The sequence below is a fragment of the Streptomyces sp. KR55 genome, from assembly GCF_052245645.1.
Classification (GTDB): domain Bacteria; phylum Actinomycetota; class Actinomycetes; order Streptomycetales; family Streptomycetaceae; genus Streptomyces; species Streptomyces flavusporus.
Genome location: NZ_JBQQCE010000062.1, coordinates 1 through 12,812, shown reverse-complemented (window position 1 = coordinate 12,812; position 12,812 = coordinate 1). Strand labels below are relative to the sequence as shown.

Here is a 12,812-nt window from a genome sequence, read left to right as displayed (position 1 = left end):
GGTACGCGCGCGTGGTGGCCGTTTCCCCGATTTCTGGACACCCGGGGTTCACTGACCGACAATCACGAGCGTGACGTCGTCCTTCGAGTTCCCGACCTACCCCGCGCGGCTCTCCGACGCCGAGCGTGACAAGGCACTGAAGCGCTTGCGTGACGGCGTCGCCATGGGCCGTCTCTCGCACGACACGTTCATCCGGCGCATGGAACTGGCACTCGCCGCCCGCCGCTCCGACGAGCTCGCCGTCCTCACCGCCGACCTGCCCACCGAGGGACGCCTGTCCCGTGTGGTGTTCGGCACCGTCGAGGCGGTGTCCGGCTTCACCGAGCGGCTGCGCCGGGCCTGGCAGGCCGAGCGGCTGCCCAAGCTGCTGCTGCCGCACCCGGCGGCCGGGCGCCCGCTGCGCATCGGCCGCGACCCCGGCAGCGGCCTCAGACTGAACCATGAGACGGTCTCCCGCGTCCACGCCGAACTCAGCCGCCAGGGCGGCATGTGGGTGCTGCGCGACCTCGGCTCGACCAACGGCACGACGGTGAACGGACGGCGGGTCATCGGCGCGGCCGTCGTCCGTGACGGCGACCAGGTCGGCTTCGGGCAGATGGCCTTCCGGCTCGCGGCGAGCTGAGCGGGGCCCGACGCGGCCCTCGGGCACCCCCATGTCGGCCCGGCCGCCGCGGTGTTGACGTACACCTGAACTCGTGACTGACTGTGCGTACACCACACACATCAGGTGAACCGACGGCACCACGGAGGTGTGCCCTGCCGCCACTCCTCCGCTATCCGACCGTCGACGAGCTGGGTGCACGAGCGGCCGCCCTCGTCGCCCGCCACCCCCGTACCGCCCGGCTGCGCCGCATCGGCGTCTCCCGCGCGGGCACCCCACTGCACCTGCTGTCCCTCGGCCACGGCCGCCGTCAGGCCCTGGTCGTGGCCGGACCGCACGCCAACGAGCCCGTCGGCGGCGCCACCGTCCTGCGCCTGGCCGGGCAGGTGCTCGCCGACCGCGGCCTCACCGAGGGCGCCGACGCCACCTGGAACCTGCTGCTGTGCCTCGACCCCGACGGTCTGCGCCGCAACGAGAACTGGCTGGCGGGCCCTTACAGCCTCGAGAAGTACTTCCGGCACTTCTTCCGCCCCGGCTTCCTGGAACAGCCCGAATGGCTGCCCGAGGGCGCGGACGGAGCCGTCCTGCCGGAGACGCGTGCCCTGCTCGCCCTCCAGAACGAACTGAAACCTTTCTTCCAGGGCTCCCTGCACGGTGTCGACATCGGCGGCGGCTTCGTCGAGCTGACCCGCGACCTGCCCGGCCTCGCCCAGCGCGTGGCCCGCGCCGCGGCCCGCTTCGGCATCCCGCGCGAACTCGGTGCCTACGACACCCTGTACTGGCCGAGCCTGGGACCCGCCGTCTACCGGATCCCGTCGCCGCGCCGGGGCGATCTGGCCGCGGCCATCACCGAGGCCGCCGTCGAGTCCACGTGGTACCACCCGCACCGGTACGGCACGGTGACGGCCGTCGTGGAGGCGCCCATGTGGGGCGTGGCGGCCGTGGAGGACGGCTCCGTGCCTGCCGACCCGGACGGGGCGCTGCGCACCGTCAGCCGCACGCTGCGCCACGACACCCTGCTGCTGCGGCGGCTCCTCGCGCGCGTGCGCCCGCATGTCGCCGCGCTCCCGGACGCCGCACGTCTGCTGTCGCCGGTCGACGACTACCTGCTCGTCTGCCCCGGACTCGCCGACGCCTGGGACCCCGACCGGGGTGACCGGGCGCGCCCGCTGCCGTCGCTCAGCAGCGCCCACCTGGCCGCCCTGCGCATCGCCGGGCGGCGCCTTGCCCTGCGGACGGCCGGACTGCTGCACCAGCTCGCCACCGCCACCGGTGACGACCCGGCCGGTGTGCTCCCGGAGCTGGACCCGCTCGTCGACGCGTGGTGCGCCGACTACCGTGACGACTGCGGGGCCCGCTGGATCCCCATGCAGCGCCAGGTCGAGTACCAGTCACAGGTGGTGCTCGACGCGTTCGAACTGGCCCTGCGGCACGCGTCCGCGGCCTCCCGTTCGGGTGATCCGGGCTGGGGACCCGAGCCGGTCGTGCCGATGCATCGGGAATGACGCACACCCTCACAGCGAACGTAGTACGGGGCGTTCTGCCGGCGGCGGCCGCACTGCTCGTCGTCGGCGCGACGCCCGCACAGGGGACGGTCCAGGAGGCCGGCACCGGCGACTGGCTCTACCTCACGGTCACCCGGGGCGACTCCCGGTCCGGCGACCCACGAAGCACCCTGCTGCGGTGCGACCCGCCCCAGGGACACCGACGGGCCGCCGAGGCCTGCAACCAGCTCGATGCGGTGGACGGTGACATCGGCCGCATCCCGCTGAAGGACGGCTACTGCCCGATGGTCTACGCGCCCGTGACCGCCCACGCGCGCGGACAGTGGAAAGGACGGCCGATCGAGTACCGGGAGACGTTCACGAACAACTGCGCAATGGCGGCCCATACCGGTGCGGTGTTCGTGCAGGACCGCTGACGCCGGTGGGGAGAACTCGGCACGCGCGCGTGGAGCGGCGTCGCGGCGCCTCGGCGGCAGGGCTTCAGCCCGATCGTTCGCGCGCGTGGAGGGCTGCCGCGACGACCGTGCGGGACTGGTGCTCGACCTGGTGCTCCAAGGGCACCCAGCGGGCGCGGAAACGCTCGGCGAAGGCGTCGCTCCACATCGCGACGAGCCGCTCGAGGCGTGGTGCCGCGCGGTCGTCGTTCTCCTGAAGGACCCGCAACAGCATCGCCGCGGCACGCAGCGGCAGCCGGCGGGCGAACGCGTCGACGCTGCCCACGTACGCCCGCGTGTGGTCGGCGGGCGGTGTGTGCATCCAGTCCGCGGCCAGGCCCGGCACCAGCTCCAGCGCCCACCTCGCGGCCCGTAACAGGGGCCCGTCGACGCCCTCCAGACGCGGCTGCGCCTCCGTGAGCACCCGCTCCACCTCGAGGGTGTCCCGTAGCAGCCGGCTCGCGAGGCGGCGCATCGCCGCGGCCGGCGTCGGATGCGGAGCCGGGTCGTCCACCAGGTCGCTCGCCCACATCGGCACCTCCACGACCGCGGTCAGACCACCGTAGCGGTGCACGTGGTACCAGGTGCTGCGTCGTGCGTCGTCCGGCATGCTCGGGTACGCCGCGCCCGAACCGGGATCCGGCATCACATGCACCCCCGGGCCCGCCGCGGGCCAGCCGGCGGCGTCCGAGGCGCCCGTCTCCACCGGAATGTGCAGCTCCGCCGCCGACTTGGCGAACGGCTCGGCCAGGCCCGGGATGTCCTTCGTCAACTGCACCCAGCTGCCGCCCAGATCGGTCCCGTGCAGGGTCACCTGGAGGTACGGGCGCAGCTCGTCGATGACCCCGGTCAGGGCACGCGTCTCGGGCGGCAACCGGTCCGGCGGCAGCACGGCCGGCGACCACTCCGGCTGCTCCGGGCCCGCGGGCCGGAAGAAGCCGAGGTGGTAGTCGAGCAGGCTGCGCGGCGCCGGCGTCACGTGCAGGCTCGCCCCGTCCGGGTCCGCGCACAGCAGGAAGTGCCAGGACACACCAGAGCGCAACGGGCGTTCGTGCACGACCCGTTCGGCGAGCGCGAGAAGTGTGGAGCCCCCGGTCGGCTCGTTCGCGTGGGCGCCCGCGACGACCAGGACGGCGCGCCGGGCGCAGCCGACGGACAGCAGGCGCAGGGGGCGGCCGCCGCGGGAGACGCCGACCTGCCGGAGGACGCACAAGCGGGGGTGCTGAGCGGCCAACGCCCGGGCGGACGACACGATTTCGGTCACGGTGGGGTAGCGCAGCTCCGGCAGGAGACTCACCCCCGTCATGTTTCCGCCCGGCTTCGCACCCGCAGTACCGCACGGTCTCCGTGCGGTGTCAAGGACGTCGCGGGGGAGGCGCCAGGGGGCTCCCGGAGGCACGCCGGCCGTGCGAACGGCTCCGGCGCCGAACCCACGGCTCCGCGCGCCTGCTCACAGCGTTCCGCCTCAGCCGACCCTCTCCAGCAGGGCCACCGGCAGTGGCGCGAAAAGGTCGTCCACGCGTGTGTGCCCGGTGAACTCCCGCTCCGGAGCCAGTACGTCGGCCCAGCGGCCCGGCGGCAGCGTCAGCCGCGTGTCACGCCAGCCGCCCGCTTCCGCCAGCCGCAGCGACAGCCGCGTGACGGCGGTGACGACCTCGCCGGAGCGCACGTACGCCACACAGTGGGTCGCCGCAGGCCCCTCAGCGGTCAGCGGCGCGTACGTGGCCGCGTCCCCGAACACCTCCGGCCGCCGTCTGCGCAGTCGCAGCGCCGTCCCGGTCACCGCCCCCTTGTTGCCAAGATCCCCGGGCGGGAACCCCACGGGCCGGCGATTGTCCGGATCGACCAGCGCGCGGTACTCGCCCTCCGTGCCCTGGTACAGATCAGGCACCCCTGGCATCGTCAGGTGGACCAGCGTGGTGCCGAGCACGTTCGCCCGGATGTGCGGCTCCAGCGTGCCGCGGAGGTCGTGCACCCGTTCGCCCGGGGCCCCGCACGGCCCCGTCGCGACGAACGCCGCCACCGCCTCCTCGTACGGGGGCTCCTGTTCCGTCCAGCTCGTGTACAGCCCGGCCTCCCGGATGTGCTTGAGCAGCGCCCGCTGCACCCGGTCCGGATCCGCCGGGCCGAGTCCGAACACCGTCTGCCAGGCCGCCCACGCCAGCTGGGCGTCCGGTACGCCCTCGCCCGTGCGGGTCACCTCGGCCAGCGTGTCCGCCCAGCGCTGCGGACACTCGGTGAGCACGGCCAGCGCCGCCCGCATGTCCGCGCTGCGTTTGGTGTCGTGTGTGGACACCACGGTCCCGGTGCCGGGCCAGTCGCGCTGCACGCGCGCGCAGTAGGCGTGGAAGTCCTCCGGAGGCATGGCGGGGCTCCCCGGGTTCCCGCCCACCTCGGTCGCCGACAGCAGCGGCACATAACGGTAGAACGCCGTGTCCTCCACGGACTTCGCGCGCAGCGCCGACGCCGTCTGCGCGAACCGGGCCCGGAACTCCAGGTGGTCCGGACCGTCACCGTGGCGCCCGAGCACCAGGCCGCGCACCACGTCGACCGCACCGGCCTCCTCGGGCACGACGAAGGCCGCCCGGGCCTGCGCGGCGGCCTCCTCGGTGACGACGGAAGCGGCGTCGCCGGACTCGTACGGCCGGTAGACCTGTATCCGCACGAGCAGTTCCCGCAGGGCGGTGTGCAGCGCCCAGGGCGCGCGGTCGCGCAGCGCGGGGTCCGGCGACGTGACGCACAGCCGGCTCGCCACCCGGGTCAGCCGGTCCACCTCGGCGGCCAGCTCGTGCTCGAGCACCCGGTACGCGGCCCGGCGTACCGTCGCCTCCCAGTTCCCGCCCCGGTCCGTCTGGGGAGCGGCGAACCGCCGGTACTGGCCGAGGAGTTCTCCGGCGCCCGCGGGATCCGTGAACAGGCCGTCGATGTGCCGCAGGGCGTCGTAGCCCGTGGTGCCCGCGACGGGCCAGGAGGCCGGCAGGTGCTCCCCGTCCGAGAGGATCTTCTCCACGACCGTCCAGCGGCCGCCGGTCGCCTCGTGCAGGCGCTGCAGGTAGGCGTCGGGATCGGCGAGCCCGTCGGGGTGGTCGATGCGCAGCCCGTCCACGACACCGTCGTGCAGGAGCTGCAGGATCTTGGCGTGCGTGGCCTCGAAGACCTCCGGAACCTCCACCCGCAGGCCGATGAGCTCCGAAATGCTGAAGAACCGCCGGTAGTTGAGCTCGGTGCGGGCCAGCCGCCACCACACCGGGCGGTACCACTGTGCGTCCAGGAGTTGCGGCAGCGGCAGCTCCTCGGTGCCCTCGCGCAGCGGGAAGGCATGGTCGTGGTAGCGCAGGACGTCGCCGTCGACCTCCAGACGGTCGATCTCGGCGCCGAGCGGCTGCCCGAGCACCGGCAGCAGCACCTGACCGCCCTGTGCCTCCCAGTCGATGTCGAACCACCGCGCGTACGGCGACTTGGGTCCCTCCCGCAACACCTCCCACAGGGCGCGGTTGTGCCGTGGGGCCATGGCCATATGGTTCGGCACGATGTCCAGCACCAGCCCCAGCCCGTGCTCCTTCGCGGTGCGGGCGAGCGCGCGCAGTCCGTCCTCGCCGCCCAGCTCGGCGCGCACGCGCGCGTGGTCCACGACGTCGTATCCGTGCAGTGAGCCCGGTACGGCCTCCAGGACGGGGGAGAGGTGCAGATGCGAGACGCCGAGCGAGGCCAGGTACGGCACGGCCGCCGCCGCGGCCCCGAACGGGAACTCGGGCTGCAGCTGCAGCCGGTAGGTGGCCGTGGGCACCACCGGGTCAGGACGCTCAGGTGTCATGGAAAGCTACGTACCCGCCCCGCCGGGTTTCCTGTCATCGTCCCCTGCGCGTCCGCCCGCACGCGTCACGAGACCGCCTCCACGCGCGCGTGCCGGACAGGAACAGGAGCCCTCGAACCTACGCGGGCCGCTGCAGCACCGTGAGACTCCGGTCCGGCAGTGTCAGACGGTCCCCGGCAGCCACCTTCGCGTCCGTGCCGGGCGGCACCGCGTCGGGTCGGGCGGTGTCGACGACGACGTGCCACTGGCGTCCGTGATTGACCGGCACGACGAAGTCCAGCGCCTTGGGCGAGGCGTTGAACATCAGCAGGAAGGAGTCGTCGGTGATGCGTTCCCCGCGCGCACCGGGCTCGGAGATCGCGTTGCCGTTGAGGAACACCGTCAGCGCGGACGCCTGGGCGGACTCCCAGTCCCGTTGGGTCATCTCCCGGCCCTCCGGTGTGAACCACGCGATGTCGGACAGGTCGTCGTGCGTGCCCTCCACGGGCCGCCCGTGGAAGAAGCGCCGCCTGCGGAAGACGGGATGGTCCTTGCGCAGCCACACCATCGCGCGCGTGAAGTCGAACAGGTCGCTGCCGTCCTCGGGCCATGCCACCCAGGACAGCTCGCTGTCCTGGCAGTAGGCGTTGTTGTTGCCGCGCTGGGTGCGGGCGAACTCGTCACCGTGGCTGATCATCGGCACACCCTGGGACAGCATCAGCGTGGCGATGAAGTTCCGCATCTGCCGGGCCCGCAGCTCCAGCACCGCGGGATCGTCGGTCTCGCCCTCCGCGCCGCAGTTCCAGGACCGGTTGTGGCTCTCGCCGTCGCGGTTGTCCTCGCCGTTGGCCTCGTTGTGCTTGTGGTTGTAGGAGACCAGGTCGTGCAGGGTGAAGCCGTCGTGGCAGGTCACGAAGTTGATGGAGGCGAGCGGGCGGCGGCCGTCGTCCTGGTAGAGGTCCGAGGAGCCGGTGAGGCGGGACGCGAACTCCGCGAGTGTGCGCTGCTCGCCCCGCCACAGGTCCCGGACGGTGTCGCGGTACTTGCCGTTCCACTCCGTCCACAGTGGCGGAAAGTTGCCCACCTGGTAGCCGCCCTCGCCCACGTCCCACGGCTCGGCGATCAGCTTCACCTGCGACACGACCGGGTCCTGCTGCACCAGGTCGAAGAACGACGACAGCCGGTCCACCTCGTGGAACTGGCGGGCCAGTGTGGCGGCGAGGTCGAAGCGGAAGCCGTCGACATGCATCTCGGTGACCCAGTACCGCAGCGAGTCCATGATCAGCTGCAGGACGTGCGGGGACCGCATGAGCAGGGAGTTCCCGGTCCCGGTGGTGTCCATGTAGTAGCGGGGGTCGTCCGCGAGACGGTAGTACGACGGGTTGTCCAGGCCCCGGAAGGACAGCGTGGGACCGAGATGGTTGCCCTCGGCGGTGTGGTTGTAGACGACATCCAGGATGACCTCGATCCCGGCCTCGTGCAGCGCGCGCACCGCCGACTTGAACTCCAGGACCTGCTGCCCGCGGTCGCCCCAGGAGGCGTATGCGTTGTGCGGGGCGAAGAAGCCGATGGTGTTGTAGCCCCAGTAGTTGTTCAGGCCCATGTCCACCAGACGGTGGTCATTGACGAACTGGTGTACGGGCATGAGTTCCAGGGCGGTCACGCCCAGGCCGGTCAGGTGCTCGATGACCGCCGGATGGGCGAGTGCCGCATAGGTGCCGCGCAGTTCCTCCGGCAGCCCCGGGTGCCGCATCGTCAGGCCCTTCACATGGGCCTCGTAGATCACCGTGTGGTGGTACTCGGTGCGCGGCCGCCGGTCGTCGCCCCAGTCGAAGTACGGGTTCACCACGACCGACGACATGGTGTGCGGGGCGGAGTCCAGGTCGTTGCGCCGGTCGGGTGCGCCGAACGGGTAGCCGTAGACCTCCTCGCCCCACTCGATCGAGCCGCTGATCGCGCGCGCGTACGGGTCGAGCAGCAGCTTCGCGGAGTTGCAGCGCAGACCCCGCTCCGGGGCGTACGGGCCGTGCACGCGGTAGCCGTACCGCTGCCCCGGCATGACGCCCGGCAGGTACGCGTGCCGCACGAACGCGTCGCTCTCCCGCAGTTCCACCGCCGTCTCGGAGCCGTCGTCGTGCAGCAGACACAGCTCTACTCGGTCCGCGGCCTCCGTGAAGACCGCGAAATTGGTGCCGGCGCCGTCGTAGGTGGCGCCGAGCGGATATGCCTCTCCAGGCCAGACCTGCATGGATACGACTCTTCCAGGTGTGCCGCCCCGGTGGGGCCGCCTTGACTTCGAGTCTCCCCGAAAGTGATGGAACCCCCTCCGACTTACTGCCCTCTTACCGATCGACCAGTGCATACCCAGGTATGCCGAACCAGTGGGGCAAACACGTACTCCCAAGGAGACAGGGGGAGTAGGGGGAAAATGTGCGCAAGATAGTGCACCGCCATCTGGGCAAGGTGGTGGCCGGTGCGGCCATTGCGGTGGCGGGTACCGCCGTGATGGTCGGCGTCACGCTGCCCGGTACGGCGGGAGCGGACGACACGCCCGGGGGAGGAACGGCCGGCGGGCAGAGCGCCCAGCAGGCGGCCCAGGGGCCCGGCGAGCAGGGCCAGGCAGCCGTTCCGCCCGGTGTGGTGGAGGAAGCCCCGGCCGAGGGCGAGAAGGGCACGGGCCGGGACCCGCTCACCGACGACGAGATCGAGCAGGCCGAGCGGATCGCCCTCAGCCGGCAGCTGCGGACCTCCGGTGAGGACGTCGACGGGGGCCGTGGGCCGCAGCGACTGGGTGTCGACCTCGCGGACCCGGAGGCCGGCGAGCTGGACGACCCGGACGCACCCCGGCGCGCCGAGGCCACGTTCTACGACTACCGTCACGACACGCTCGTCACCAGGACCGTCAATCTCGAGACGGGGAAGGTCGAGCGGACCGGCACCCAGCAGGGCGTCCAGCCGCCGCTGACCCGCGCCGAGGCCACCGAGGCCGCCCGGCTGCTGATCGCCGATCCACTGGGCGCGGGCCTGAAGGCGGACTACAAGGACGCCACCGGCAGGGAACTCACCTCGCCCGATCAGCTGCTGCTCAACAGCATGGTCTACCGGGCCTCACCCGGCGCCCAGCCCGCCGCACTCGACCAGTGCGGCGAGCACCGCTGTGTGCGGCTGTTCCCCAAGGTGAAGAACGGGTCGTGGATCGACGCCCGTTCCCTGGTGATCGATCTGAGCGCCCGCAAGGTGGCCGAGCTCGACCGCTGAGCCGCCGCGCTCGCGCCGACAACCAGTCCACTTTTCCAACCTGCTCCATGGAGCAAGCCTTCCGCAGGGGAGTCACTTCGTCATGCCCGTGATCAGAAACAGCCGTGCCCGCAGGCGGACGGCCCTGGCCCTCGCCGTGGCCGGGCTGGCCGCCGGCGCCACGACCGGGGCGGGTCCGGCCGCGGCCCAGCCCAAGGCCGCCCCGGCCCCGGCGGCCGAGTGCAGCGCCGCGTACCGCATCGAGCAGAAGCTCTCGACCGGTACCACCTGGCGCATGTGCTGGCGCTACCACAAGGAGGCCGGCCTCGTCCTGGAGCACATCTCGTACCAGCCGCCGGGCGAGTCCCGGCCCATCAAGGTGCTGGCCACCGCCAAGCTCGGCCAGATCCACGTGCCGTACGACGACGGCAAGAACGAGTACAGCGACCTCACCCAGGCCGGTTTCGGTCAGGGCCTGATGGACCTGGCGCCCGGCGAGTGCCCCGGCGGCACGATCAAGACCGTCCGGGTCCCCGAGGCCTGGGATCCCTCCCGCGAGAACGTCAAGGGGCTGTGCACCACGACCCGTTCGCGTGGCCACGCCTACCGCATGCAGGGCGACGCGGCGAACAAGGTGTTCCAGAAGCAGGGCAAGGACCTGCTCGTCTACACCGTCAACCAGGTCGGCTGGTACGAGTACATCACCGAGTGGCGCTTCCAGGACGACGGCACGATCAACATGAACGTCGGCGCCACCGGCACCCTCGCCCCCGAGGACTACGACGCCGGCGACGGCCGCGGCTGGCCGATCGGCAAGGGCGCCAAGGACTACGCCACCAGCCACAGCCACAACGTCTTCTGGCGGCTCAACTTCAACCTCGACGGCTCCTCCAAGGGGAAGATCGAGCAGTACGACTCCAAGGTCAGCGCGCCCGCGGCAGGCCGCCCGGCACCCACCAACAAGACGACCCGTACCCCGGTCACCAAGGAACTCGCGGGCGACGCCAGGAACATGCGCTGGTGGCGGGTCGTCAGCGCGACCGGCAAGAACAAGGACGGCCACGCCCGTTCGTACGAGATCGTTCCCGGCCCCAGCGCCAAGTACCCCGGGCGCGGCTACACCAAGCACGACGTGTACTTCACCGAGTACAACAAGTGCGAGCAGTTCGCCAGCGACAACCTGCCCAACTGCGGCGCCGGCCACGGAAAGTCCGTCGACAGGTGGGTCGACGGACAGGCCCTCAAGCACCCCGTGGTCTGGGTGAACATCGGCTTCCACCACATCGCGCGCGACGAGGACCAGCAGCCCATGCCGGTCCACTGGCAGGGCCTGTCCATCGCCCCGCGTGACGTGACCGCTATGAATCCGCTCACGCCGGCGGAGCTGGCTGATCAGAACGGGCACCTGGAATAAGGAAGTTGGGAAACGAGCCTGTCCATCCGGCTGCACCGCCGACCGCTCCCGGAGTACCCTTCCTTGATCGTTGAGACGGGGAGTGCTCGGGGGAGCGGAAGGCGGTGCGCGGGTGGGCTCGGGAGGGCTGGAGCTGCCCCCTGGTGACGAGGGTCACGAGGGGAACTCCACAGACGTCCCGCCCGGCACGGTGTCCCTGGCCCGGCCGATGGAGACCCACTCCATCGGCCCCGAACTGGACTGGGACGCCGACGCCTGGCGCGAGGTGCGTACGCGCGCCCAGCGGGCCGGCCGCGCCTACATCTGGCTGAACCTCGTCGAACAGCGGCTGCGCGCGGTCGTGGCCGCGGTGCTGCGCCCCATCTACGAACCCGTCCACGGCGACGACTGGGTGGTCGCCGCGGCCGGGCCGGCCGGGCAGGAGTGGGTGCAGCGCGCGGTCGCCGTGCGTGAAGTCAGCCGCCGCAAGGGCTACTTGCTCGACCCGGCCGACGACAACGTCCTCAGCTTCCTCACGCTGCCGCAGCTGCGCGAGCTGATGGTGCAGCACTGGCCGTGCTTCGAGCCGTACATCGACGAGCGCCGGGACGTCGAGCTGGCGCTGGACGAGCTGGAGGTCACCCGGAACGTCGTCTCGCGCAACCGCGCCCTGTCCGAGGCGGTGCTGAACCAGGCCGAGCGGGCCTCGGCGCGCCTCCTCGAGATCCTCGGCACGGGCGGAGACGTGCCGTCGGCGCGCAGGCTGCCGGTCGACGCGGTCGAGGACCTGGTCGGTGACCGGTACGCGGACGTGGTCGCCGTGCACTCCGACCGGGTGCGGCTGCTGCGCCAGTTCCCGGCCGAGGACATCTTCGGCGGGGCACGCCGGCTCGACGCCATCGGGATCGGCCTCAACCTGCTCGTGCAGAACTTCTCCGGCCGGCGACTCGTCCGCCTCGCGGAGGCCGGATGCCGGGTGCGGCTGCTGTTCCTCAACCCGGCCTCCAGCGCGGTGAAGCGGCGGGAGCGTGAGCTCGGCATCAAGCGCGGTGAGCTGAGCCGCGCGATCGAGATGAACATCCTGCACATGCGCCGGGTGCGGTCCCGGCTGCGTGACCCGGGTGCCTTCGAGATCCAGGTCTTCGACGAGACGCCCCGCTTCACGGCGTACCTCGTGGACGGCGACGGTTCCGACGGCATCGCGGTCGTGCAGTCCTATCTGCGGCGGACGCGGGGGCTGGAGGCGCCGGTCCTGGTGCTGCGCAACGGCAGCAGGGTGGTCAAGTCGGACGAGATCGATGAAGGCGGACTTTTCCCCACATATCGTGAAGAGTTCGAGCTCATGTGGGCGGATTCGCGGCCGGTGTCCTGACCTGTCCCACCGCGGAAGCGGAATGCGGTCCTCTGATTGTCAGTGGCGCATGGGAAGGTGGAGACCACTGGGGGAACGCACCACCAAGAAGGGGGGCCGCCCATGGGCTGGCACCGGGAGCTGCTGATCGGCTTCGACCTGGAGACGACCGGGACGGATCCGCGCGAGGCGCGCATCGTCACGGGGGCCGTGATCGAGGTCAGGGACGGGCAGCCCACAGGGCACAAGGAATGGCTGGCGGATCCGGGCGTGGAGATCCCGGCGGACGCCGTGGCGGTCCACGGGATCAGCAACGAGCGCGCTGCAGCCGAGGGGCGCCCCGCCGACCAGGTGGCGGACGCCATCGCGGACGTCCTCGTGGCGTACTGGAAGACGGGCGTGCCGGTCGTCGCCTACAACGCGGCCTTCGACCTGAGCCTGCTCTCCGCCGAGCTGCGACGCTACGGACTGCCGTCCCTGCGCGACCGCCTGGGAGGC

The 12,812-nt window shown here is 71.6% G+C and carries 10 protein-coding genes; 7 read left to right on the top strand and 3 right to left on the bottom strand.

All coding sequences use genetic code 11. The annotated features are described in order from the left end of the window. Positions 1-70: 70 nt before the first annotated feature. From ACTWQJ_RS11905 to ACTWQJ_RS11895, 3 genes are all read left to right on the top strand, one after another. A complete protein-coding gene (locus ACTWQJ_RS11905; protein WP_443306602.1) occupies positions 71-622 on the top strand; it encodes an FHA domain-containing protein in 552 nt (183 codons plus the stop codon). Between the two features lie 134 nt (positions 623-756). Then, entirely contained in the window at positions 757-2,106 is a 1,350-nt protein-coding gene (locus ACTWQJ_RS11900; protein ID WP_443306618.1) for a M14 family zinc carboxypeptidase, read from the top strand. Beyond that, entirely contained in the window at positions 2,103-2,522 is a 420-nt protein-coding gene (locus ACTWQJ_RS11895; RefSeq protein WP_443306601.1) for an SSI family serine proteinase inhibitor, read from the top strand. Before ACTWQJ_RS11900 ends, ACTWQJ_RS11895 begins: the two co-directional genes overlap by 4 nt. Positions 2,523-2,586: 64 nt before the next feature. On the opposite strand, the gene ACTWQJ_RS11890 is transcribed toward ACTWQJ_RS11895, so the two are convergent. The 3 genes from ACTWQJ_RS11890 to glgX all read right to left on the bottom strand — a co-directional run bounded on the left by ACTWQJ_RS11890 (position 2,587) and on the right by glgX (position 8,581). Then, positions 2,587-3,837, bottom strand: a complete 1,251-nt coding sequence (locus tag ACTWQJ_RS11890) for a M14 family zinc carboxypeptidase (protein WP_443306600.1) — start codon at positions 3,835-3,837, stop codon at positions 2,587-2,589. Positions 3,838-4,005: 168 nt separating this feature from the next. After that, the gene (gene treY, locus ACTWQJ_RS11885) at positions 4,006-6,354 is read right to left on the bottom strand and encodes a malto-oligosyltrehalose synthase (protein WP_443306599.1); all 2,349 of its coding nucleotides are present in this window, start codon (positions 6,352-6,354) and stop codon (positions 4,006-4,008) included. A gap of 118 nt (positions 6,355-6,472) precedes the next feature. Then, positions 6,473-8,581, bottom strand: coding sequence for a glycogen debranching protein GlgX (gene glgX / locus ACTWQJ_RS11880; RefSeq protein WP_443306598.1), 2,109 nt, complete (start codon positions 8,579-8,581; stop codon positions 6,473-6,475). A 182-nt stretch (positions 8,582-8,763) separates the two neighbouring features. On the opposite strand from glgX, the gene ACTWQJ_RS11875 reads away from it, so the two are divergent. The 4 genes from ACTWQJ_RS11875 to ACTWQJ_RS11860 all read left to right on the top strand — a co-directional run. Then, a complete protein-coding gene (locus ACTWQJ_RS11875; protein ID WP_443306597.1) occupies positions 8,764-9,591 on the top strand; it encodes a Tat pathway signal sequence domain protein in 828 nt (275 codons plus the stop codon). Between the two features lie 82 nt (positions 9,592-9,673). Continuing rightward, positions 9,674-10,984, top strand: a complete 1,311-nt coding sequence (locus ACTWQJ_RS11870) for a copper amine oxidase (RefSeq protein ID WP_443306596.1) — start codon at positions 9,674-9,676, stop codon at positions 10,982-10,984. Positions 10,985-11,096: 112 nt separating this feature from the next. Beyond that, positions 11,097-12,335 (top strand): SAV2148 family HEPN domain-containing protein, encoded by a 1,239-nt coding sequence (locus ACTWQJ_RS11865; protein WP_443306617.1) that lies wholly within the window; start codon positions 11,097-11,099, stop codon positions 12,333-12,335. Positions 12,336-12,437: 102 nt separating this feature from the next. Beyond that, the coding region (locus tag ACTWQJ_RS11860; RefSeq protein ID WP_443306595.1) for an exonuclease domain-containing protein at positions 12,438-12,812 on the top strand (375 nt) is incomplete at its 3' end.

What these genes read in the sequence shown, in the direction of transcription:
- ACTWQJ_RS11895 (WP_443306601.1), top strand. Translation starts at nt 2,103, where the DNA reads ATGACGCACACCCTCACAGCGAACGTAGTACGGGGCGTTCTGCCGGCG.
- glgX (WP_443306598.1), bottom strand. Translation starts at nt 8,581, where the DNA reads ATGCAGGTCTGGCCTGGAGAGGCATATCCGCTCGGCGCCACCTACGAC.
- treY (WP_443306599.1), bottom strand. Translation starts at nt 6,354, where the DNA reads ATGACACCTGAGCGTCCTGACCCGGTGGTGCCCACGGCCACCTACCGG.
- ACTWQJ_RS11870 (WP_443306596.1), top strand. Translation starts at nt 9,674, where the DNA reads ATGCCCGTGATCAGAAACAGCCGTGCCCGCAGGCGGACGGCCCTGGCC.